A 23,232-nucleotide genomic window follows, 5' to 3' on the forward strand; every position below is an offset into this window, starting at 1 on the left:
CAGGCTGCGCACGCCCCTTGACGTAGCCGCCGGACATTGTCACATTCATCAGTGTCACGTTACGGGCACGTACCGCACACGACAGGGAACGGACGGTGGCATGGCCTCGCGCGTCAAGGACGAACGGGCTCCGGAGCTCCAGGGGTTCAGGGAAGTGCAACGCCTTGCGTACGCCTGCGCGGAAGCGGTCGCCGCCCGTCTGAGACCGGGAGTGACGGAGCGCGAGGCGGCCCGGATGCAGCGCGAGTGGCTGCGCGAGCGCGGGGTGCGCGACTGGTTCCATCTCCCGTTCGCCTGGTTCGGGGACCGCACGGCGTTCACCGGGTTCAGGGTGCCGCTGCAGTTCTTCCCGACCGACCGGCAGCTGGAGCCGGGGATGCCGTTCATCCTTGACATGGCTCCGGTGTACAAGGGGTTCACCGCCGACATCGGCTACTCCGGCTGCCTGGGGCTCAATCCGCTGCACGACAGGCTGCTCTCCGATCTGGAGGCGCACCGCGAACTGATCCTGCGCGAGGTACGCGAGCGGCGTCCGCTGCGCGAGATCTATGAGGACGTCGAGCGCCTGATGATCCGGCAGGGCTACGCCAACCGCCACCGCGCCTACCCGTTCGGAGTCATCGCGCACAAGGTCGCCCGGGTCGCCGAACGGCGTTGGTCACCCCAGGTGTTCGGGTTCGGCACGCAGTCGCTCAAGGGACTTCTGAGCGATGCGGTGCACGGGCACCGGGAGGGCTGGTCGCCACTCTGGAGTCCGTACCGCTTCTCCGACCATCCCCCGCAGCCGGGCCTGTGGGCGGTCGAGCCGCACCTCGGATTCCGGGGCACAGGTGCGAAGTTCGAGGAGATCCTGGTCGTCACGGACTCGCGGGATCCCGAACAGAGTGCCTTCTGGCTGGACGACGATCTGCCGCATGTGTGGCGCTGGGCCGAGGAGAGGGTGGCGGCGTGAGTCTGCGAAATCTGCCGGGGGCGCGCGAGCGCCGGGTGTCCACGGGCGGTATCGACCTGTGCGTCGTCGAGCTGGGCGATGCGACACAGCCCACGATCGTGCTGGTGCACGGCTATCCGGACAGCAAGGAGGTCTGGACGCAGGTCGCCCGGCAGCTCGCCGAGCAGTGGCACGTCGTGCTGTACGACGTGCGCGGCCACGGCAGGTCGACGGCGCCCGTGCCGCTGCGCGGCGGCTTCACGCTGGAGAAGCTGACCGACGACTTCCTGGCTGTCGTCGACGCGGTGAGCCCGGACCGGCCGGTGCACGTGGTCGGGCACGACTGGGGTTCGGTGCAGGCCTGGGAGTTCGCCACGGTCAGCCGTACGGAGGGCCGGATCGCCTCCTTCACCTCGATGTCCGGCCCGTCGCTTGATCACTTCGGGCACTGGATCAAGCAGCGGATGTCCCGGCCGACCCCGCGCCGGGTCGGCCAGCTGCTGGGCCAGGGCGCCAAGTCCTGGTACGTGTACATGCTGCACACACCGGTGCTTCCGGAGCTCGCCTGGCGGGGGCCGATCGGAAAGCTGTGGCCCCGCATCCTGGAGCGGCTGGAGAAGATCCCTCCGGGTGACTACCCGACGCCGTCCCTGCCCGACGACGCGGCGCACGGGGCCTGGCTCTACCGGGACAACGTCCGCTCCCGGCTGCGCAGGCCGCGTGCCGACGCGTTCGCACATGTACCGGTCCAGCTGATCACCCCGACCGGAGACATATTCCTTTCGGAACAGCTCTATGACGGACTCGACGCCTGGGTGCCGCAGTTGACGCGCCGCTCACTGCCCGCCAAGCACTGGGTGCCGCGCACACGGCCGGACCAGCTGGCTTCCTGGATCGGCGAGTTCGCCGCTGCCAACGAGGCGGCGCTGCAAGGTGGTGTTCCGGTGCAGGACACCGCGCCGAAGGGGGCGTACGCGGACCGGTTCGGCGGGCAGCTCGTCCTGGTGACGGGAGCGGCCGGAGGGATCGGACGGGCCACGGCGTTCGCGTTCGCCGAGGCCGGCGCCCGGGTGGTGGCCGTGGACCGGGACGCGGAGGGGGCGAGCCGTACGGCGGAGCTGGCCCGGCTGATCGGTGCCCCGGCCGCCTGGGCCGAGACCGTCGATGTCAGTGACGAGCAGGCCATGGAGAAGCTGGCCGAGAAGGTCGCGGACGAGTACGGCATCGTCGATGTGCTGGTCAACAACGCGGGGATCGGGCTCTCCGGTTCGTTCCTGGAGACGACCGCCGAGGAGTGGCGGAATGTCCTCGACGTGAATCTGTGGGGTGTCATCCACGGCTGCCGGCTGTTCGGCAAGCAGATGGCCGACCGCGGTCAGGGTGGCCACATCGTCAACACGGCCTCCGCCGCCGCATATCAGCCGTCCCGGGCGCTGCCCGCGTACAGCACGTCGAAGGCCGCAGTGCTGATGCTCAGCGAGTGCCTGCGCGCCGAGCTTGCCGAGAAGTCGATCGGCGTCAGTGCGATCTGTCCCGGCATCGTCAACACGAACATCACCGCGACCACGCGCTTCGCCGGGGCGGACGCGGCAGAGGAGAAGCGGCTGCGGACGCGGACGAGCAAGTTGTACGGGAAGCGCAACTACCCGCCGGAGAAGGTCGCTGACGCGATCCTCAGGGCGGTCGCGCGCAACCAGGCCGTCGTGCCGGTGACGCCGGAGTCCCATGCCGCCCGCTTCCTGTCCCGGCTCAGTCCGGGAGTGCTGCGCGGGATCGCCCGGCTGAAGCCGCCGCTGTGAGCACCACCGGGCCGTCGGCGGCCGGCAGCCGGGCAGTCGCCGAGTACCGGATCGAGGACCTCGCGCATGCCAGCGGCGCCACGGTCCGCACCATCCGCGCCTATCAGGACCGCGGACTCCTGCCGACTCCGGAACGGCGTGGCCGGGCCAATGTGTACCGGGACACCCATCTCGCCCGACTCCGGCAGATCGCCGACCTGCTGGACCGCGGCTACACCCTGGCCAGTATCAAGGAGTTGCTGGAGGCCTGGGACACGGGACGCGGACTCGGTGGTGTGCTCGGGCTCGTCGCCGAGGTGCACGGGCCATGGACGGACGAGCGGGCCGACCGCATCACCCGCGCGGAGCTCAACGTGAAGTTCGGTGGGCGTCCCGACGACGAGGCGGTCGCCGAAGCGGTGGAACTGGGAGTACTCGAACCAATCCCGGGACGCGACGACGAGTTCCTCGTCCCCAGTCCGCAAGAGCTGGCTGTGGCGGTGGAGTTGTACGCCGCCGGCGTACCGCTGAACGCAATCTCCGGTCATCTGCGGGAGCTTCGCGGTCAGGTCGAGCAGATAGCGTCCCGCTTCCTCGAGTTCACGACGGAGCACGTCTTCGCCCGTTATCTCGGCCACCGCCCGCCGACCGACGCGGACGCGGCCGAGGCAGCGTCGATGGTCCGGCGGCTCCGCCCGCTGGCGCAGCAGACGGTGGACGCCGAACTGGCGCGCGCCATGCGGACGTTCGCCACCCGACATCTGGAGCACCACCTCGCCGCCGAGGGTCCCTTCACTGTCCCGGCAGCCCTGCCTTCACCGGTACCCGTCGCACTTCCGGCGGGGACGATCAGCGCTGTGGAGCGCCTGGTTGGGCGGGAGAACGCCCAAGCCTTTATCGCGGCCGCCGCCGAACGCGAGGTGCAATCAAGGATATTGGATACACTTGCCTCATCTCACGTCAATCCGCCCATAGTTGATCAAACAGTCTAATTCATAAGGCACTTGTCCACAGAATCGTCAAATTACCTGTGGATAACCCGAGTTGGCTGTGGATCAAACCTGTGGGCAGAGATTCCTGAGGGAGATCAGATCCAAATCCGGATGCGCCGGAGTGGACGTCACGGGCAGTCTGTCGACATGGACGAAAGACGCACCGTCAAGGTGTCCAAGTACCTCTCGAAACACCTCCGGCATCAGCCCGAACGAATCGGTCTCACGCTGGACGCCAACGGCTGGGTGGCGATCGACGAGCTGTTGCGGGCCCTTGCCCGCCACCACTTCCCGCTCACTCGTGCCGAGCTCGACCATGTCGTCGCGTCCAACGACAAGCAGCGCTTCGCCATCGCGGGCGACCGCATCCGGGCGAGCCAGGGACACACCGTCGACGTGGACCTGGACCTGCCTCCGGCCGATCCGCCCGCGTACCTCTATCACGGCACGGTCGGCCGGTCCCTGGACGCGATCCGCGGTGAGGGGCTGCGTCCGATGAACCGCACACACGTCCACCTCTCACCCGACCGAGAGACGGCGACACGCGTCGGGGCCAGGCGTGGCCGCCCCGTCGTCCTGTCAGTGGACGCGGGTGCCATGCACCGGGCGGGCCACACCTTCTACGTCAGCGCCAACGGGGTCTGGCTCACCGCCGCCGTACCCCCGGAATTCCTACACCTGCCCGACTGACGCGGCGGACCGACCGCCGCCCGGTCGGGGTGCCGCCGTGCCGCCTGTCCTCAGCCCGCGAGCTGGGCCAGGCCCTGCGTCACGATCTGCTCGAAGAGCTTCTCGTCCGCCACCGCGGCGGAGAACTCGGGGCTGCCGTCGGGCACCGGTGCATGGATCACGATCTCGGTGAATCCGAGCTCCGCATGCCTGCCCGCGAAATCCACGAACGCGTCCACGGATCCGAACGGCCCGCCCCTGCCACTGGTGAGGGCCGGGTTGAACTCCGGTGTGAAACCGGTGAGCAGAATCTTGTCGAGCTCGTCCACGTCCCTGCCGCTCTCGGCACAGGCCGTGCCCAGCCTGGCGGCCTGGCCACGGATGGCGTCGAGCGAATCCGCTGCGCTGCCCGCCTCGTACACCTTCGGATCACCCGTGGTCACCCAGGCCTGGCCGTACTGTGCGGCAAGCCTGAGCCCACGCGGTCCCGTGGCGGCCACGGCGAACGGCAGCCGCGGAAGCTGTGCGCAGCCCGGGAGGTTGCGCGCCTCGGTGGCCGCGTAGAACTCGCCCTCGGACGTCAGCCCGGCCGGCTCGCGGAGCAGTCCGTCCAGCAGCGGAACGAACTCACCGAACCGGTCGGCCCGCTCACGCGGGGTCCACGGCTGCTCGTCACCCCGCAGGAGCGTCGTCGCGTCGAACCCGTTGCCACCGGCTCCGATGCCCAGCGTGATGCGGCCGCCCGAGATGTCGTCGAGCGAGATGAGTTCCTTGGCCAGGGTGACCGGGTGCCGGAAGTTCGGCGAGGTCACGAGCGTCCCCAGCCGCAGACGCGAGGTGACGCAGGCGGCCGCCGTCAGGGTGGGGAGGGCGCCGAACCACGGCCGGTCCCGGAAGGCACGCCAGGCCAGGTGGTCATAGGTGTACGCGGCGTGCAGACCCAGTTCCTCGGCGCGCTGCCACTGCGTGCTCCCGCCCTCGTTCCAACGGCGGACGGGCAGGATGACTGTGCTGAGGCGCAGAGTGGTGCTCATGGCTCGCAGTTTACGGCGGGCGGTCAGCCACACCTTCCCGCTCAAACGCCTGACTGGGTGCTGAGCACCACAAATGGGGCCACCGGTACGGAACCCGGGCGTCGGGCGTTGTCCGGCGTTGCCTGCCGTCTGCCGTCTGCCGTCTGCCGTCTGCCGTCTGCCGGCGTCTGACTGCGTCTGGCGCCTCAGGGGAACGCGGCGCTTGGAAATCCGCCGACATATGCCAGAGGAACGTTCCCCTGCTCAGGGGCGTACGTACTCAGATGTGCGCCCCTGCGCACGCCCGTGCACCCTCGTACGCGAGAATGGACCGGTGACCTCAGCTACCGAACAGCCCGTTTCTGCCGCTCCTCGGCTGATCGCCACCGACCTGGACGGCACCCTCCTGCGCGACGACAAGACCGTCTCGGACCGCACGGTCGCGGCGCTCGCCGCCGCCGAGGAGGCCGGGATCGAGGTCTTCTTCGTCACCGGCCGTCCCGCCCGCTGGATGGATGTCGTCAGCGACCATGTGCACGGCCACGGCCTGGCGATCTGCGCCAACGGCGCCGCCGTCGCTGACCTGCACGCGGGCGGCAGGCTGCTGAAGGTGCGGGCCCTCGATCGGCCGACGGCCCTCGATGTCGTACACACGCTGCGTGCGGCCGCCCCCGGGACTTCTTTCGCCGTGGAGCTGGCCACCGGAATTCACTACGAGCCGGATTACCCGCCGTTCCACCTGGACCCCGGTGCGACGGTGGCCGTCGCCGAGAAGCTGCTCCACGAGGAGACGCCGGGTGCCGGCGCCCCCGTGCTGAAGCTCCTGGCCCACCATGGCGAACTGGCCCCGGACGACTTCCTCGCCCTGGCACTCGGGGTGGCCGGCGACCGGGCGTCCTTCACCCGGTCCAGCCCCACCGCCCTCCTGGAGGTCAGCGGACCCGGTGTCTCCAAGGCCAGCACGCTGGAGTTGTGCTGTGCCGAACGCGGCATCTCCTCCGCCGAGGTCGTCGCCTTCGGCGACATGCCGAACGACGTGGAGATGCTGAGCTGGGCGGGCACGTCGTACGCGATGGCCAACGCACACCCGGCCGCACTGGCGGCGGCCTCCGGCCGTACGGTCACCAACAACGAGGACGGTGTCGCAGTCGTCATCGAGCGGATCATCGCCGAACGCGCCCGCCCGCGTGCGGCGCGCTGAGGAAACCCACCCCCGCAACACCGCGCGCTGAGGAAACCCACCCCCGCGCGAACCGCTGAGGGGCCCGCCTCACCCAGCCCCGGTAGTCAGAGCCCCCGGGTTCATTCCCGCCCGGCCCCTCGGCGGTCAGAACGGCGCCTGCCACACCACCGTCGTACCGGCGCCGTCCTCTCCGATGCCGGGCCCGAACCAGCTGGCCCCGCCGAGTGATTCCGCCCGGCGGGCCAGGTTCCGCAGCCCGCTGCGTCGGCCGCCCGCCGGGATGCCCACTCCGTCGTCGGCGACCGAGAGCCGCACCGCGTCCCGTCCGTCGGGCAGCGTGGCGGTCGCGTCGACGACCACATCGATCCGTGCCGCACCGGCGTGACGGAACGCGTTGGACAGCGCCTCCCGGAGCGCCGCGATCAGGTTCTTCCCGGTCAGCTCACCGACCAGGGAGTCGACCGGCCCCAGGAAACGGTGGGACGGTTTGAACCCCAGCGGGACCGCCGCCATGTTGATCTCGCGCAGAACGCGGGTACGCAGCCCGGAAGGCGCCTCGGCCGGCTCCTGCTGCAGCGCGAAAATCGCGGTACGAATCTCCTGAATGGTCACGTCCAGTTCGTCGACCGCCCGGCCCACCCCGGTCTGCACCTCCGGTACTTCCGACCGGCGCTGCGCGCTCTCCAGCATCATCCCGGTGGCAAACAGCCGCTGGATGACCAGGTCGTGCAGGTCGCGGGCGATGCGGTCGCGGTCCTCGTAGACCGCGAGCCGCTCCCGGTCGCGCTGCGCCTCGGCCATCATGAGCGCCAGGGCGGCCTGCGAGGCGAACTGGGTGGCGAGGGTCCGCTCGGTCTCCGTGAACGGCCGGCCGCCCTTGGCGCGCGGTGTGGCGAGCGCACCGAGCACCCGGCCCCCGCTGTGCAGCGGGAGCATCATGCTCGGGCCGAACCGGTCCGCCAGCCTGGTGATCATGCGGGAGTCGGTGGCCGAGTCGTCGATGAAGACCGCCTCGCCGCTCAACAGCCTGGCCACCACGGGGCTGTGCGCCGGAATGATCACTCCGAGCGAGGCGGACGGGTCGTCCGCGGAGACGGCGACGATCTCCAGCCCTCCGTCCTCGGCCGGCAACAGCACGATGCCGGCCGCGGATCCGGCGAGGTGGCGGGCCTGCTCGGCAACGACGGACAGCGCGTCGTCGGCGTCCCCGCCGGACAGCAGGGCAGTGGTCACGGCCACCGAACCGTCGATCCACCGCTCGCGCTGCCTGGCTGCCTCGTACAGCCGCGCGTTGCCGATGGCGATGCCGGCCTCGGTGGCCAGTACGCGGACCATGTGCAGGTCGTAGTCGTTGAACTCGCCGCCGTCCACCTTTTCGGCCAGATACAGATTGCCGAAGATCTCGCCCTGGACCCGGATCGGAACGCCGAGGAACGTGCGCATCGGTGGATGGCCCGGCGGGAAGCCGGCAAATCTCGGGTCAGCCGTCAGGTCGGCCAGCCGCAGAGGGCGCGGGTCGTGGATGAGGGCGCCGAGCAGCCCCCGGTGCCCGTCCGGCCGGTGCCCGATCCGGCTCGCCACTTCGTCGGAGACCCCGTAAGTGACGAAGTCGGAAAGCCCCTTTCGCTCCTCGTCCACGACGCCGATGGCCGCATAACGGGAGTGGGCCAACTCGGCAGCCGTCTCGCAGATGCGGTCGAGCGTGGAGTGGAGTTCGAGCCCCGTGCCCACCGACCGCATCGCCTCCAGCAGCCGCGGTACGCGGGCGGTGAGTTCGGTGGACAGGCCCTGCAGACTGCGGGTCGCCTCCGTCGCGGCGTCGAGCGAGTCCGTCGGGTCTGTCAGGTCTGTCGGGTCGAGCGGATCGAACGGGTCGCCCGGATCGAGCAGGCCCCCTGAACCCGACGGCTTACGGGGTTGAGCCGAGTGATTCGGGTCCTTCGACTGCTGCGGGTGGTTCGGGTCCTGCTCTGACATACCCAGAGCGTAGTTAGTCCCTTTTGCCATGGAAAGTCGAGAGCTGAAGGCCGACAGGACATCTCAGGCATGCGCGCCCACCGGTTCGCCGGGAGCGAGCGTGGTCTCCCGTTCACGCTTGAGCATCCGGCACAGCGGCCCGTCCACCGCTGCGAGGGCCTCGTACGGGCCGCGCTGGACGACGGCACCCGCCTCCAGCACCACCACCTCGTCGACGGCATCCAGCCCTTCGAGACGGTGAGTGATCAGTACGGTCGTACGCCCCTGGGTGGCCGCCAGCAGGTCCGCGGTCAGAGCGTCGGCCGTCGGCAGGTCGAGGTGCTCGGCAGGCTCGTCCAGGACCAGCACGGGGAAATCCGCCAGCAGCGCCCGGGCCAGGGCGAGCCGCTGACGCTGGCCGCCGGAGAGGCGGGCGCCGTGCTCACCGACGAGGGTGTCCAGGCCGTCAGGCAGCGCCTCCGCCCAGTCGAGCAGCCTGGCCCGGCCGAGGGCGTCGCGCAGTTCCCCGTCCGTCGCACCGGTGCGGGCCAGCCGCAGATTCTCCCGGATGGAACTGTCGAAGATGTGGGCGTCCTGGGCGCAGAGCCCCACGAACCGCCGGACGGTGTCCCCGTCCAGCGCGGACGCTTCCACCCCGCCGATCCGGTACGTCCCCGTCCGCGCGTCCAGGAACCGGAGCAGGACCTGGGCCAGCGTGGTCTTTCCTGAACCGGACGATCCCACGACCGCGATGCGCCGGCCTGCCTCCAGCGTGAGGTCGACGGAGTCCAACGCATCGTGTCCGGCCCCTGGGTAACGGGCGGACAGCCCCCGCACCTCCAGCGGGAACGGCGAGCTGGGAGCCTCGGCCGGGACGGCGGGTTCCTGCACGGGGACCGGGGCATCCAGCACCTCGAACACCCGCTCCGCACTCCGCTTGACCCGCTGCCGGTACTGCACGGCGAGCGGCAGGCCGGTCACGGCTTCGAAGGCGGCCAGCGGGGTCAGGACGACCACGGCGAGTCCCACCCCGGCCAGTCGGCCATCGGCCACTGCGGGAAGAGCGACGAGGGCGGCCGCGGCCACGGTGAGGCCGGCGATCAGGGCGCTGAGACCGCCGCCGAGAGCGGTGGCGGCCGCCGCGCGGGCTGCGATCCGGGTCAGTACCCCATCGGCCTCCCGAGTGCGGGCCACACGTCCCGGAAGCGCGCCCGCGACGGTCAGCTCAGCGGTTCCGCCGAGCAGGTCGGTGATCCGGGTGGCCAGATCGGCCCGTGCGGGTGCCAGCCGGCGCTCCGCGTGCCGGGCGCAGGCTCCGCTGACGAGCGGGACCCCGACCCCGGCCAGCAACAGTCCGGCGGCCAGTACGAGACCCGCCTCCGGCAGCAGCCAGCCGGTGAAACCGGCGGCTCCCGCTCCTACGACGACCGCGGTCCCCGCAGGCAGCAGCCACCTCAGCCAGTAGTCCTGAAGGGCGTCCACATCGGCGACGAGCCGTGAGAGCAGGTCTCCCCGCCGGGTCCGGCGCAGGCCCGCGGGCGCGATGCGCTCCAGGCTTCGGTAGACCGCTACGCGGAGCTCGGCGAGTATCCGGAGCACGGCGTCGTGCGAGACGAGGCGCTCGGCGTAGCGGAAGACCGCCCGCCCGATTCCGAAGGCGCGGGTCGCCGTCACCGCCACCATCAGATAGAGCACCGGGGGCTGTTCGGAGGCGCGGGAGATCAGCCAGCCGGAAACGGCCATGAGACCGACGGCCGAGCCCAGTGCGAGGCTTCCCAGCAACAGGGCCAGCAGCAGTCGGCCGCGCTGCGCGCCGGCGGCCTCCCTCACCCGGGCGAGCACATGCCCGGTCCACGCCGCGGTGTCCCGAAGCGCCGTGGGTTCACGTGACGGCTCGGATGCCAAGGCGCCTGCCTGCGCCCCCACAGGCCCCGCCACCACAACGGACGCCATGTCCGACACAGCCCCGGGCACCGCTGCGAACGCCTCATCCGTCACCTGCTCGGCCACTTCGGCAGGCGAGGCAGGCGACAGGGTCACCACCCGGTCGGCCACCGTCAGAAGCGCCGGCCGGTGGACGACCAGCAGCACGGTCCGGCCCACCGCCAGTCGCCGTACCGCCTCGACGATGCCCGCCTCCGTCTCACCGTCCAGGCTCGCGGTCGGCTCGTCGAGCAGCAGCAACGGCCGGTCGGCGAGGAATGCCCGGGCGAGCGCGAGCCGCTGGCGCTGTCCGGCGGAGAGTCCCGCACCGTCCTCGCCGAGGAGTGTGCGGGCACCGTCCGGCAGCGCCGTCACGAAGTCGTACGCCCCGGCGTCCCGCAACGCAGCCGCCACCGCGTTGTCGTCCGCGCCTGGACGGGCCAGCCGGACGTTCTCCGTAATCGTGCCCGCGAAGAGATGGGGACGCTGCGGCACCCAGGCGATGCGCTCGCGCCAGCGCTCGGGGGAGAGGGCCGCCAGATCGGTACCGCCGACCCTCACCCGGCCCTCGTCGGGTTCCACGAACCCCAGCACCACGTTCAGCAGGGTGGACTTGCCGACGCCGCTCGGCCCGACCAGGGCGACGGTCTCCCCCTCGTCCACCACCAGCGAGGCTCCGGCGAGCGAGGGGTCGGTGCGCCCGGCATGCCGGACGGTCACTCCTTCCAGCTCCAGCCGCAGCGAGCAGGGGACGTCCTGCGTACCGCCCGTGCGCGGCTCGGTCTCCAGGACGGCGAAGATCTCCTCCGCGGCCGAGAGTCCCTCGGCCGCGGCATGGTACTGCGCGCCTACCTGCCGGATCGGCAGGTAGGCCTCGGGCGCGAGGATCAGCACCACCAGTCCGGTGTAGAGGTCGAGCTCACCGTGCACGAGCCGCATGCCGATGGTGACGGCGACCAGCGCCACCGACAGCGTCGCCAGGAGCTCCAGAGCGAAGGACGAGAGGAACGCGATCCTCAGGGTGCGCAGGGTGGCCTGCCGGTACTGCGAGGTGATGGTGCGAATGGACTCGGCCTGGGCCTTGGCCCGGCCGAAGACCTTCAGCGTCGGCAGCCCCGCGACCACGTCGAGGAAATGCCCGGAGAGCCGGGAGAGCAGCCGCCACTGCCGGTCCATCCTCGACTGGGTGGCCCAGCCGATGAGAATCATGAAGAGCGGGATGAGTGGCAGCGTGACCACGATGATCGCGGCCGAGATCCAGTCCTCGGTGACAACCCTGGCCAGTACCGCCACCGGTACCACCACCGCGAGTCCGAGCTGCGGGAGGTAGCGCGCGAAGTAGTCGTCGAGCGCGTCGATCCCCCGAGTGGCGAGAGCCACCAGCGAGCCGGTGCGCTGCCCGCTCAGCCAGTCCGGGCCCAGTTCCGCCGCCCGAGCGAGAAGGCGCCCGCGCAGTTCGGACTTGACGGCCGCACCGGCCCGGTAGGCGGCCAGTTCGGTGAGCCAGGAAACCAAGGCCCGGCCGAGCGCGACCGCGGCGAGCAGGATGAGCGGTGTACGCAGTCCCGCACCGGTGAGCCCGTCCTCGAAACCGCCCACCACCACCTCGGCGACGAGCATCGCCTGGGCGATGACCAGCGCCGCTCCGGCCAGCCCGAGTACCACCACCGCCACCAGGAACAGGCGGGTGGCACGGGCGTGGCGGAGCAGACGCGGATCGATCGGTTTCACGTGAAACACCCCATGGAGCTCGACTCGGTCAAGGCACTCACTGCGTTCAGTGCGCGTCGGCGATGTGCTGCGTACCGATCCGCTTGCGGAACACCCAGTACGTCCAGCCCTGGTAGACCAGGACGACGGGAGTGGCGATCCCTGCACACCAGGTCATGATCTTCAGCGTGTACGGGCTGGACGAAGCGTTGGTGACCGTGAGGCTCCAGGCATCGTTCAGCGAGGACGGCATGACGTTCGGGAAGAGCGTCAGGAACAACATGGCGACCGCGGCAGCGATAGTCACCCCGGAGAAGGCGAAGGACCAGCCCTCGCGCCCCACCGCGATGGCTCCGATCGCCCCGACCAGGGCCACCGCGGCGACGATCATCGCGATCAGGCTCCAGCCGTCACCGTTGTCGACCTGGGTCCAGATCAGGAACCCCAGAGCGAGAACCGCGGTGACCGCGCCCAGCTTCAGCGCCAGCCTGCGCGCCCGGGCCCGGATGTCGCCGACCGTCTTGAGACCGGCGAACACCGCTCCGTGGAAAGTGAAGAGGAAGAGCGTGACCAGTCCGCCGAGGATCGCGTACGGATTGAGCAGATCCCAGAAGTTGCCCACGTACTCCATGTCCGCGTCGATCTTCACGCCGCGGACGATGTTCCCGAAGGCCACTCCCCAGAGCAGGGCCGGGATCAGCGAGGTCCAGAAAATCGCGTGCTCCCAGTTGGTCTGCCACTTCTCCTCGGGCCGCTTCGCCCGGTACTCGAAGGCGACACCCCGCACGATCAGACAGAGCAGGATGATCAGCAGTGGCAGGTAGAAGCCGGAGAACAGCGTGGCGTACCACTCGGGAAACGCGGCGAAGGTTGCTCCGCCCGCGCTGAGCAGCCACACCTCGTTGCCGTCCCAGACGGGCCCGATCGTATTGATCAGGACCCGTCGTTCCTTCCGGTCCCGCGCCAGCAGCTTGGTCAGGACACCGATCCCGAAGTCGAATCCCTCCAGGAAGAAGTAGCCGGTCCAGAGAACGGCGATGAGCACGAACCAGACGTCGTGGAGTTCCATCTCTCGGCTCCCTGTGCTCTCAGTAGGAGAAGGCCATGGGCCGGTCGGCGTCGTCGTGGTCGCCGCCGATCCTGGTGGGCGGGTTGAGGTCGGCGTCGGTGAGTTCCGGCGGGCCGGCCTTGATGTACTTCACGAGCAGCTTGACCTCGATGACGGCGAGGACCGCGTAGAGCAGCGTGAACAGGATCATCGAGGTGAGTACCTCGCCCTGCGAGACGCCGGGGGAGACCGCGTCACGGGTCTGCAGGACGCCGTAGACGACCCAGGGCTGACGGCCCATCTCGGTGAAGATCCAGCCCCAGGAGTTGGCGATCAGCGGGAAGAGCAGGGTCCACAGCGCGACGATCCAGTAGCACTTGGCCAGCTTCGGGCTCAGCGCCCTGTTCTTGAACAGGACCAGGTGGGGCACCTCGTCCTCACCTGTGCGCATCCCCGGCGGCAGCATGAACTTCTTCCGGGTCAGCCACAGTCCGAGGATCCCGAGGCCGAAGGACGCCATGCCGAAGCCGATCATCCACCGGAAGCTCCAGAAGGCGACGGGGATGTTGGGCCGGTAGTCGCCGGGCCCGAACCGCTCCTGCTCGGCCTTGTTGATGTCGTTGATGCCGGGGACGTAGGAGTTGAAGTTGTCGTCGGCGAGGAAGGACAGTATCCCGGGGATCGAGATCTCGACGGAGTTGTGCCCCTTGCTGACATCTCCGTACGCGAAGATCGAGAAGGGCGCGGAGCTCTGGCCGTCCCACAGCGCCTCGGCCGCCGCCATCTTCATCGGTTGCTGCTTGAACATCACCTTGCCCAGCTGGTCACCGCTGACGGCGGTGAGCAGGCCGGCGACCACCACGGTGATCAGCCCCAGCCGCAGGGAGGTCCGCATCACCGGGATGTGCTTCTTGCGCGCCAGGTGAAAGGCGGCGATGCCGACCATGAACGCGCCGCCGACCAGGAAGGCCGCCGTGATGGTGTGGAAGAACTGCGCGAGCGCGGTGTTCTGCGTGAGCACGTGCCAGAAGTCGGTGAGCTCAGCGCGTCCGCGTTCCTCGTTGATGCGGTAGCCGACCGGGTGCTGCATCCAGGAGTTGGCGGCCAGGATGAAGTATGCGGAGAGGATGGTGCCGATCGAGACCATCCAGATGCAGGCGAGATGGATCTTCTTCGGCAGCTTGTCCCAGCCGAAGATCCACAGGCCGATGAACGTGGACTCGAAGAAGAAGGCGATCAGCGCCTCGAACGCCAGCGGGGCACCGAAGATGTCGCCGACGAACCGCGAGTAGTCGGACCAGTTCATCCCGAACTGGAACTCCTGGACGATGCCTGTGACGACACCCATGGCGATGTTGATCAGGAAGAGCTTTCCCCAGAACTTGGTGGCCCTGAGGTACTTCTCCTTGTTGGTCCGCACCCAGGCGGTCTGCAGGCCGGCGGTGAGCGCGGCGAGAGAGATCGTCAGGGGAACGAAGAGGAAGTGGTAGACGGTGGTCGTTCCGAACTGCCATCGCGCCAGGGTCTCCGGCGCCAGAGCTAGCTCCACGTCGTCTTCTCCTTACGTCGCCGCCAATGCATCGGCAGTTTGTCCTATAAATCCGACTTAACAGCGGAGGAAACGGGACACGCTTGTGAACGCGTTCACATTCACAAGCAATTATGGCGCACAGGCTTTCGGTAGGTACGACCGGGGTCCCCCTCCGGGACGTAGCGATCATTACCGCCGAAGCGGACACCCCGGCATCTGCGCCCGCACACGCAGACGGCCCCGTCCTCTCGATCGAGGTACGGGGCCCGCCGGCAGGTGGCAGCCGGTTCTACAGATCCTTGCGGTACGACTCCGTCACCTTCAGGAACAGGTCGTTCGCCTCGTCCTCTCCGATCGAGACCCGCACGCCCTCACCGGCGAACGGCCTGACCACCACACCGGCCTTCTCGCAGACCGCGGCGAAATCAGCGGTACGGTCCCCCAGCCGCAGCCAGACGAAGTTCGCCTGGGACTCGGGCACCGTCCAGCCCTGTCGCTTCAGCGTCTCCTGCACCCGCTGGCGCTCGCACACCAACAAGCCCACCCGGCCCAGGAGTTCGTCCTCCGCACGCAACGAGGCCACTGCCGCGTCCTGCGCGAGCTGGCTGACGCCGAAGGGCACCGCCGTCTTGCGCAGCGCGGCCGCCACCGGCTCATGGGCCACGGCGAAGCCGACCCGCAGTCCGGCCAGACCGTAGGCCTTGGAGAACGTCCGCAGCACCGCCACGTTGGGCCGGTCCCGGTAGATCTCGATGCCGTCGGGGACCTCGGCGTCGCGGATGAACTCCTTGTACGCCTCGTCGAGCACCACGAGCACATCACTCGGCACCCGGTCCAGGAAGCGCTCCAGCTCCGCCCGGCGCACCACGGTGCCGGTCGGGTTGTTCGGGTTGCAGACGAAGATCAGCCGGGTCCGGTCGGTGATCGCGTCCGCCATCGCGTCCAGGTCGTGCACCTCGGCGTCGGTCAGCGGCACCTTCACCGACGTCGCCCCGCTGACCTGAGCGATGATCGGGTACGCCTCGAAGGAACGCCAGGCGTAGATGACCTCGTCACCCGGGCCCGAGGTGGCCTGCAGCAGCTGCTGGGCCACACCGACCGAACCGGTGCCGGTGGCCAGGTGCGAGAGCGGCACACCGAAACGGTCGGACAGCTCGTTCATCAGACCGGTGCAGGCCAAGTCCGGATACCGGTTGAAGTGCGCGGCCGCGGCCAGCGCCGACTCCATCACCCCCGGCAGCGGCGGATACGGATTCTCGTTGGAGGACAGCTTGAACGCGAGCGGTCCGTCCGCCGCGGCCGGCTTGCCCGGCACATAGGCAGGGACGCCATCCAGTTCGGCACGCAGCTTGGGGCTCGTCTCGCTCACCGCAGGTCCTCCTCGACCGTCCTTACACATCAATACTGCTCACCTTATGAGGATTGAGCGCCGGTGCGAATGGCGGACCGAGGATTAGTCCGGTGGACCCCGGAATGAGGGGGAGCGCCCCTCACTCTGGCGCGCGCCGGTGGCTCACTCCGTGGCGCGCGTCCCCCGAAGAGGTGAGTTGAGACCTCTTCGAGACATGGACCTATCGCCAGGCTCATCCGGCCCGACGCGTGACACATGACGGCGCCACCCCATAACGCCCTGTGTTACCAAGGCAATTGGGGCTTGATGACCATGCAGAAACGTGCCTGTCAACGAGTGCATATGCGACCAGGTCAAGTGCCCGCCCGAGCCCTACTATCGGCTCGCCATGACAGCAGCAGGGAAGCACCAGGTGAGCCGGACGGATACCCCCCGGCGCGGCGGCCGGCAGGGACGAGCAGGAATCCGGGACGTGGCCGCCGCCGCCGGAGTCTCCATCACGACCGTCTCCGACGCGCTCAACGGCAAGGGCAGGCTCCCGGACGCCACCCGCAGCCATGTCCGCGAGGTCGCCGAGCGCCTGGGCTATCGCCCTTCCGCCGCGGCCCGAACGCTCCGTACCGGCAAGTCGGGCCTGATCGGCCTGACCGTGACGACCTACGGGGATGAACCTTTCACCTTCACCGAATTCGCGTACTTCGCCGAGATGGCCAGAGCCGCCACCTCCGCCGCACTCGCCCGCGGCTATGCCCTCGTGATCCTTCCCGCCACCTCGCGCCACGACGTCTGGTCGAACGTCGCGCTGGACGGCACCGTCGTCATCGACCCCTCCGACCAGGACCCGGTGGTCACCGAACTCGTACGCCAGGGGCTGCCCGTCGTCTCCGACGGCCGGCCGGCCGGGACCCTGCCGGTCACCGCATGGGTCGACAACGACCACCGGGCAGCCGTCCTCGACCTCCTCGACCACCTCGCCGCCGCCGGCGCCCGCCGCATCGGACTGCTCACCGGCACCACCACCGACACCTACACCCGGCTGTCCACCACCGCGTACCTCCACTGGTGCGAGCGCGTCGGCCAGGATCCGGTGTACGAGTCCTACCCCGCCCACGACCCGTGCGCGGGCGCGGTGGCAGCCGACCGCCTGCTGGCCCGTCCGGACCGCCCGGACGCCGTGTACGGCCTCTTCGACCCCAATGGCACGGATCTGCTGGCGGCCGCCCGCCGGTACGGCCTGCGCGTCCCGGAGGACCTGCTCCTGGTCTGCTGCAGCGAGTCCACCGTCTACGCGACGACCGAGCCGCCCATCACCACGCTTTCACTCAAACCGCGCCGCATCGGTACGGCGGTCGTCCAGCTGCTCATCGACGCCATCGAAGGGGTCGACCAGGACGGACCGGTGGAACAGGTCATACCGACGGAACTCATCGTCCGGACCTCCTCGCAACGCCGCCCGCCACGCACGACGGTCAGCGCGCCACGCTCCCCGACAGGGGATTGATCAGGCCAATTGGGACTAATCGACCGATGAACCTGGCGTGCGCGCGGATTCACCACCCCTGGTGCGTCACAGAGCACGATCCTCATTCCTATGATGGGCGCACGACACCGCGGACCACCCCGACCAGCAGGGCCCGTCAGGTGTACGGCGGCACGACGGTGGTGGAGGGGTCGATGACACAGGGGGCCGGTCAGGAACCCGTGGTGCGGACGGCGACGTTGCGCGACTTCCGCGTACCGCCCTATGCGCAGTCCCCTGCGCCGCCCGCCCCACCGCACCCGGGCAACGCCTTCCCGGGGGGCGAGCCGCCCGAGGGGTACACGCCGACCGCACGCGACCTCCCCGTGATCAACCGCGAGGACACCGTCCAGGTCCGCGCCGTGCCCGACCCGCGGCCCGCCCAGGAGCCGGGTCTCGGACCGCTGTACGTCGTCGGTGACGTCCACGGCTATCTGGACGAGCTCCTCGCCGCCCTCGCCGAGCAGGACCTGATCGACTCCGAGGGCAGCTGGGCCGCGGGTCATGCCCGGCTCTGGTTCCTCGGCGACTTCACCGACCGGGGACCCGACGGAATCGGCGTCATCGACCTCGTGATGCGGCTGTCCGCCGAGGCCGCGGCCGCCGGCGGCTACTGCAAGGCCCTGATGGGCAACCACGAGCTGCTGCTCATCGGTGCCAAGCGGTTCGGCGACACCCCGGTCAACTCCGGTGCCGGCACCGCCACCTTCCAGGCCGCCTGGCTGCTCAACGGCGGCCAGAAGACCGACATGGAGCGGCTCCAGGACGTCCACCTCCAGTGGATGTCCCGACTCGACGCCGTCGTCGAGGAGGACGAGCACCTCCTGATGCACTCGGACACGACGGCGTACCTCGACTACGGCTCCACCATCGAGGACGTCAACGACACGGTGCACGCCATTCTCACGCGGAACGACGCCGATGAATGCTGGGACCTCTTCCGCAAGCTGACCAAACGGTTCGCCTTCCGCGACGAATCTGGTCCGCAGGCCGTGCAGGAGCTCATGGCGGCCTACGGCGGCCGACGCGTCGTCCATGGTCACAGCCCCATTCCCTACCTTCTGGGCGAGGTGGGTTCCGAGGACGGCGAGGACAGGTCGGGCCCGCTGGTGGACGGACCGCACGTGTACGCGGACGGGCTCGCCATCGCCATGGACGGCGGAGTGACCATGGCCGGAAAGCTACTGGTCGTCAAACTCCCGCTGCATGACTGACGTTCTTCGGGGAAGACGCATCCAGACCTGAATACGCGGACCACTGGGCCTATTTCCGGAAACCCCCTGTCACCCCGTGCCGTGGGCGCTCTACCATCGGCGTATCAGTAGCAGGCTCTCCTCCGTTTCCGCCCGACTGCCCGGTTCGAGCGGGCACACAGGCCCTACGGAGCATCGGGGGATGCACATGAACAGCGCTCCGCACCTGCTGACCGAGGACCGCCCCGAGTACGAGCGGATCCTCGACGACGCACTGCGTCACGCCCATGAACGACCAGATCTGGCCGCTGTCGGCGAACGGCTCAATCCGGTGCAGCTGCGCACCATGGCGATGGCTGCCACGGCGCTGATCACAGCGGCTGCGGCCACCGAGTACGAGCACTACGTGAAGGCTCGCGAAGAGATCCGCGCCGCTGCCGCCGGCACGGACGAAGACGGTGAACCCGACACCGGCCCGGCCGGCGCGCACCAGTCGGGCGCCGGCATAGGAGTCGTCATCACCGTGCTGGCTCCGGTGCTGGCAGGCACCGCCGCGGTGATCTTCCTGCTCATCGGCTACATCCTCAAGGCGCTCGACCCGCCTCCCTCGTTCGCGCGCAGCATGGTCGGCGCGGGCTGGTTCTTCGCGGCGGCGACCGCGGCCGCCATCCTCGTAGCCGCCGTCGCCCTCCTCATCACGGCCTTGCGCAACGGCTCGACATCGGTGGCCGCCGAGGAACAGGGCGAGGAACTGCCGGAGGATGTGGCACGAGCCAGGGAGGCCTGGCGCCACGCCCTGCTGGAACGCGGCATCCTGCCGTTCCTGCGGGACGCGCTCGCCGACCCCGGGGCCGCCCCGGCCGCGCGCATCCCGCACCGCTCGGCCAACCGCATCCCGAAGATCGGCTACAGCAGGCCGGACTTCTCCAGTCCGGACGACGGTCCCGCCGCCGCGCCCCGCCCGACGTTCACCAGTCCGGACTTCACCAGCCCCGACTTCGGCGGCCCGGAACACGAGCTGGACTGACGGCCCCGCACCCGGGAAGACCCGTCACCGACCCCGGGTGTCCCGGGCCCGGACAGCAGGGCGCGGGGCCGTTCGCGCCCTGCTCGGTTACGCCCGCCAGGCCCTAGTCCGCGATGGGCAGATAGACCCGGTTGCCCGCCGCCGCGAACTCCTTGGACTTCTCCGTCATCCCCTCCTCGATCTCCGCCTGCGAACCTCCGTGCTCACGCCGGATGTCCTGGGAGATCTTCATCGAGCAGAACTTCGGGCCGCACATCGAGCAGAAGTGCGCCGTCTTCGCCGGCTCGGCAGGCAGCGTCTCGTCGTGGAACTCCCTTGCCGTGTCCGGGTCGAGGGCCAGGTTGAACTGATCCTCCCAGCGGAACTCGAACCGGGCGTCCGACAACGCGTCATCCCAGTCCTGCGCTCCCGGATGCCCCTTGGCCAGGTCCGCCGCATGGGCCGCGATCTTGTAGGTGATGACCCCGGTCTTCACGTCGTCACGGTTGGGCAGACCGAGGTGCTCCTTGGGCGTCACGTAGCAGAGCATCGCCGTCCCCCACCAGGCGATCATCGCGGCTCCGATACCCGAGGTGATGTGGTCGTACGCCGGAGCCACATCGGTCGTCAGCGGGCCGAGCGTGTAGAACGGCGCCTCCTCGCAGATCTCCTGCTGGAGGTCGATGTTCTCCTTGATCTTGTGCATCGGTACGTGCCCCGGGCCCTCGATCATGGTCTGGACACCGAACCGCTTCGCGACGGTGTTCAGTTCGCCGAGCGTACGCAGCTCCGCGAACTGCGCCTCGTCGTTGGCGTCCGCGATCGAACCGGGCCGCAGCCCGTCGCCCAGGGAGTACGTCACGTCGTACGAGGCGAGGATCTCGCAGAGCTCCTCGAAGTTCTCGTAGAGGAACGACTCCTTGTGGTGCGCGAGGCACCACGCCGCCATGATCGAGCCGCCCCGGGAGACGATGCCGGTCTTGCGACGGGCCGTCAGCGGCACGTACGGCAGGCGCACGCCGGCGTGAACCGTCATGTAGTCGACACCCTGTTCGGCCTGCTCGATGACGGTGTCCTTGTAGATCTCCCAGGTCAGCTCCTCCGCCCTGCCGTCGACCTTCTCCAGGGCCTGGTAGAGCGGAACGGTGCCGATCGGAACGGGGGAGTTGCGAAGAACCCACTCACGGGTGGTGTGGATGTTGCGGCCGGTGGACAGATCCATGACTGTGTCGGCGCCCCACTTGGTCGCCCAGGTCATCTTGTCCACCTCCTCCTCGATGGAGGACGAGACCGCGGAGTTGCCGATGTTGGCGTTCACCTTCACCAGGAACCGCTTGCCGATGATCATCGGCTCGATCTCCGGGTGGTTGACGTTGGCCGGCAGAACGGCCCGGCCGGCCGCGATCTCGTCGCGCACCACCTCGGGCTCGACGTTCTCCCGGATCGCGACGTACTCCATCTCCGGGGTGACCTCGCCCCGGCGGGCGTACGCGAGCTGGGTGACGGGCCGGCCGTCCCGGCTGCGCCGTGGCTGGCGGGGGCGACCGGGGAAGACCGCGTCCAGGTTGCGCAGTCCCCCACGCGGTGAGGTGTGCTTGAGCCCGTCGTCCTCGGGGCGCACGGGACGTCCCGTGTACTCCTCGGTGTCGCCGCGGGCGATGATCCAGTTCTCCCGCAGAGGTGCCAGTCCGCGGCGGACATCAGTCTCCGTCGATGGATCGGTGTACGGCCCCGACGTGTCGTACAGCGTCACGTCCCTGCCGTTGGTGAGGTGCACCTGACGGACCGGCACCCGGAGGTCCGGGCGTGAGCCCTGGACGTATCCCTTGTGCCATCCGATGGACTTCCCGGCCTCGTCGTTCTGGTTCGAGGCAGGCGTGCGTGCGTCCGATGTGGTCATGAGACCTACTCCCTACGCCGGCATTACCCGGTAACAGGTTCGGCGGTCGGCGCAGCCTGTCCCGTACGGACGTACGGAGATCAGCGCCCTCTCAGCCCGGTGCTCCGAGCTCCCGCGTGTGCAAAGGTGCCACCACGCTAGCGCCCCCATGGGCAAGCTGAACAGAGGACCCCTTCCCTTCTTGCGATGATCGCCCGGTGACGTCCCCTCATAACGACTCCGAACCGCAGGGCCATCAGCACGCGCACTCGCACAGCCACGGCCCCGCCGCTCCCGTCTCCGGCCATCTGCGCAAGGTGATCGCCGCCGTGCTGATCCCGTTCGCGGCCGCGGTCGTCGTCGGGCTCGTGGTCCTCTGGCCCGGTGGTGCGCCGGCGCACGAGCGCACAGGTGTCGGTTTCGACCGGCAGACCCAGCAGGGCAAGGTGGCGAACGTCGGCAAGGTCGACTGCGCGGACGTGAACGCCTCGCAGATCCCGGTCAGCAGTGAGACATCGCCGCCTACGGGCGAGCCGGCCGGCGGCGATCGCCTCTGCGAGAAGGCCACCGTCGAGGTGACGAGCGGCCAGGACAAAGGCCGCACATTCATTGAGGTCGTCCAGCCGGACGCGCCCCGACAACTACGGAAGGGACAGGGGGTGGTGGTCGCGCACGCCCCCGACGCACCCCACGATCTCCAGTACTCCGTGACCGATGTGAACCGGAAGTTCCCGTTGCTGCTGCTGGCCGGGATCTTCGCCCTGGTCGTGGTGGCCGTGGGCAGAATGCGCGGGGTCATGGCGCTGGTGGCGCTCGCCCTGTCGTTCGCCGTCCTGACCCTGTTCATCCTTCCGGCCATCCTGCAGGGCTCGAACCCGCTGGTCGTGGCAGTCGTCGGGGCCGGCGCCATCATGCTGATCGCGCTCTACATCTGCCACGGGCTGACCGCCCGCACCTCGGTCGCCGTCATCGGCACCCTGATCTCACTGCTGCTGATCGGTCTGCTCGGCTCGCTCTTCATCGGCTGGGCGAGCCTGAGCGGGAACACCGACGACAACACCGGCCTCATCCACGGCCTGTATCCGCACATCGACATGAGCGGACTGCTGCTGGCCGGCGTCATCATCGGTTCCCTGGGAGTGCTCGACGACGTGACGGTCACCCAGACCTCGGCGGTCTGGGAACTTCACCAGGCGGACCCGACGATGAGTGCGAAGGAGCTCTACCGGGCAGGGATCAGAATCGGGCGCGACCACATCGCCTCGGTGGTCAACACCCTGGTGCTCGCCTATGCGGGCGCCGCGCTTCCACTCCTGCTGCTGTTCTCGATCGCCCAGAGCAGCATGGGGACGGTGGCCAACAGCGAGCTGGTGGCGGAGGAGATCGTGCGCACACTGATCGGCTCGATCGGACTGGTCGCCTCGGTGCCGGTGACCACCGCGCTCGCGGCGCTGGTCGTCTCCGCGGACCGCACCGGGCTCGCCGCGGATTCCGGTGCTCCGGCACCCGTACGGAGCGGCAGGGGACGTCGTCGTCGGGCGAAGGCCTGA

16 protein-coding genes and 1 riboswitch are annotated in these 23,232 nt (G+C 69.2%); of the genes, 9 read left to right on the forward strand and 7 right to left on the reverse strand.

Annotated elements, in window-relative coordinates; all coding sequences use genetic code 11:
• Positions 1-100 precede the first annotated feature (100 nt).
• The 4 genes from ACIOEW_RS14470 (at position 101) to ACIOEW_RS14485 (ending at position 4,391) form a co-directional block, all read left to right on the forward strand.
• On the forward strand, positions 101-952 hold the full coding sequence (locus ACIOEW_RS14470; protein ID WP_362540152.1) for a M24 family metallopeptidase: 852 nt from the start codon (positions 101-103) through the stop codon (positions 950-952).
• On the forward strand, positions 949-2,730 hold the full coding sequence (locus tag ACIOEW_RS14475) for an SDR family oxidoreductase (RefSeq protein ID WP_362540149.1): 1,782 nt from the start codon (positions 949-951) through the stop codon (positions 2,728-2,730). Before ACIOEW_RS14470 ends, ACIOEW_RS14475 begins: the two co-directional genes overlap by 4 nt.
• Positions 2,727-3,701, forward strand: coding sequence for a MerR family transcriptional regulator (locus tag ACIOEW_RS14480; protein ID WP_401964055.1), 975 nt, complete (start codon positions 2,727-2,729; stop codon positions 3,699-3,701). Before ACIOEW_RS14475 ends, ACIOEW_RS14480 begins: the two co-directional genes overlap by 4 nt.
• Before the next feature lie 147 nt (positions 3,702-3,848).
• On the forward strand, positions 3,849-4,391 hold the full coding sequence (locus ACIOEW_RS14485) for an RNA 2'-phosphotransferase (RefSeq protein ID WP_401964057.1): 543 nt from the start codon (positions 3,849-3,851) through the stop codon (positions 4,389-4,391).
• A gap of 50 nt (positions 4,392-4,441) precedes the next feature.
• Here the strand turns inward: ACIOEW_RS14485 and ACIOEW_RS14490 are convergent, their stop codons facing one another.
• Positions 4,442-5,404, reverse strand: coding sequence for an LLM class flavin-dependent oxidoreductase (locus ACIOEW_RS14490; protein WP_401964058.1), 963 nt, complete (start codon positions 5,402-5,404; stop codon positions 4,442-4,444).
• A gap of 313 nt (positions 5,405-5,717) precedes the next feature.
• On the opposite strand from ACIOEW_RS14490, the gene ACIOEW_RS14495 reads away from it, so the two are divergent.
• Positions 5,718-6,584: an HAD hydrolase family protein gene (locus ACIOEW_RS14495; RefSeq protein ID WP_362540138.1), complete on the forward strand. Its 867-nt coding sequence runs from the start codon at positions 5,718-5,720 to the stop codon at positions 6,582-6,584.
• Positions 6,585-6,710: 126 nt separating this feature from the next.
• On the opposite strand, the gene ACIOEW_RS14500 is transcribed toward ACIOEW_RS14495, so the two are convergent.
• The 5 genes from ACIOEW_RS14500 to hisC all read right to left on the reverse strand — a co-directional run bounded on the left by ACIOEW_RS14500 (position 6,711) and on the right by hisC (position 16,103).
• Complete coding sequence (locus tag ACIOEW_RS14500; protein WP_401964060.1) at positions 6,711-8,543, reverse strand: GAF domain-containing sensor histidine kinase; 1,833 nt, start codon at positions 8,541-8,543, stop codon at positions 6,711-6,713.
• Positions 8,544-8,606: 63 nt separating this feature from the next.
• Positions 8,607-12,176: a thiol reductant ABC exporter subunit CydD gene (gene cydD, locus ACIOEW_RS14505; protein ID WP_401964061.1), complete on the reverse strand. Its 3,570-nt coding sequence runs from the start codon at positions 12,174-12,176 to the stop codon at positions 8,607-8,609.
• A gap of 46 nt (positions 12,177-12,222) precedes the next feature.
• Positions 12,223-13,224, reverse strand: coding sequence for a cytochrome d ubiquinol oxidase subunit II (gene cydB / locus ACIOEW_RS14510; RefSeq protein ID WP_401964062.1), 1,002 nt, complete (start codon positions 13,222-13,224; stop codon positions 12,223-12,225).
• Between the two features lie 19 nt (positions 13,225-13,243).
• Positions 13,244-14,752: a cytochrome ubiquinol oxidase subunit I gene (locus tag ACIOEW_RS14515; RefSeq protein ID WP_401964063.1), complete on the reverse strand. Its 1,509-nt coding sequence runs from the start codon at positions 14,750-14,752 to the stop codon at positions 13,244-13,246.
• A 271-nt stretch (positions 14,753-15,023) separates the two neighbouring features.
• A complete protein-coding gene (hisC, locus tag ACIOEW_RS14520; protein WP_362540124.1) occupies positions 15,024-16,103 on the reverse strand; it encodes a histidinol-phosphate transaminase in 1,080 nt (359 codons plus the stop codon).
• 370 nt (positions 16,104-16,473) lie between these two features.
• Between hisC and ACIOEW_RS14525 the strand changes: the two genes are divergently transcribed.
• The 3 genes from ACIOEW_RS14525 (at position 16,474) to ACIOEW_RS14535 (ending at position 19,824) form a co-directional block, all read left to right on the forward strand.
• Entirely contained in the window at positions 16,474-17,586 is a 1,113-nt protein-coding gene (locus ACIOEW_RS14525; protein ID WP_362540121.1) for a LacI family DNA-binding transcriptional regulator, read from the forward strand.
• 173 nt (positions 17,587-17,759) lie between these two features.
• Positions 17,760-18,818, forward strand: coding sequence for a metallophosphoesterase (locus ACIOEW_RS14530; protein ID WP_401964064.1), 1,059 nt, complete (start codon positions 17,760-17,762; stop codon positions 18,816-18,818).
• A gap of 181 nt (positions 18,819-18,999) precedes the next feature.
• On the forward strand, positions 19,000-19,824 hold the full coding sequence (locus ACIOEW_RS14535) for a hypothetical protein (RefSeq protein ID WP_362540115.1): 825 nt from the start codon (positions 19,000-19,002) through the stop codon (positions 19,822-19,824).
• A 103-nt stretch (positions 19,825-19,927) separates the two neighbouring features.
• On the opposite strand, the gene thiC is transcribed toward ACIOEW_RS14535, so the two are convergent.
• Positions 19,928-21,703, reverse strand: coding sequence for a phosphomethylpyrimidine synthase ThiC (thiC, locus tag ACIOEW_RS14540; RefSeq protein WP_401964065.1), 1,776 nt, complete (start codon positions 21,701-21,703; stop codon positions 19,928-19,930).
• Positions 21,696-21,829: riboswitch (TPP riboswitch) on the reverse strand. It overlaps the preceding gene by 8 nt.
• Before the next feature lie 71 nt (positions 21,830-21,900).
• Between thiC and ACIOEW_RS14545 the strand changes: the two genes are divergently transcribed.
• Entirely contained in the window at positions 21,901-23,232 is a 1,332-nt protein-coding gene (locus ACIOEW_RS14545; protein ID WP_401964066.1) for a YibE/F family protein, read from the forward strand.

Origin of the sequence: Streptomyces sp. NPDC087901, assembly GCF_044742205.1 — a bacterium.
Taxonomy (GTDB): Bacteria; Actinomycetota; Actinomycetes; order Streptomycetales; family Streptomycetaceae; genus Streptomyces.

Bases quoted from the DNA above. Each gene is read 5' to 3' on its own strand.
- ACIOEW_RS14535 (WP_362540115.1), top strand. From the start codon at position 19,000: ATGCACATGAACAGCGCTCCGCACCTGCTGACCGAGGACCGCCCCGAG.
- ACIOEW_RS14485 (WP_401964057.1), top strand. From the start codon at position 3,849: ATGGACGAAAGACGCACCGTCAAGGTGTCCAAGTACCTCTCGAAACAC.
- ACIOEW_RS14500 (WP_401964060.1), bottom strand. From the start codon at position 8,543: ATGTCAGAGCAGGACCCGAACCACCCGCAGCAGTCGAAGGACCCGAAT.
- ACIOEW_RS14530 (WP_401964064.1), top strand. From the start codon at position 17,760: ATGACACAGGGGGCCGGTCAGGAACCCGTGGTGCGGACGGCGACGTTG.
- thiC (WP_401964065.1), bottom strand. From the start codon at position 21,703: ATGACCACATCGGACGCACGCACGCCTGCCTCGAACCAGAACGACGAG.
- ACIOEW_RS14490 (WP_401964058.1), bottom strand. From the start codon at position 5,404: ATGAGCACCACTCTGCGCCTCAGCACAGTCATCCTGCCCGTCCGCCGT.
- ACIOEW_RS14525 (WP_362540121.1), top strand. From the start codon at position 16,474: ATGACAGCAGCAGGGAAGCACCAGGTGAGCCGGACGGATACCCCCCGG.
- cydB (WP_401964062.1), bottom strand. From the start codon at position 13,224: ATGGAACTCCACGACGTCTGGTTCGTGCTCATCGCCGTTCTCTGGACC.
- ACIOEW_RS14470 (WP_362540152.1), top strand. From the start codon at position 101: ATGGCCTCGCGCGTCAAGGACGAACGGGCTCCGGAGCTCCAGGGGTTC.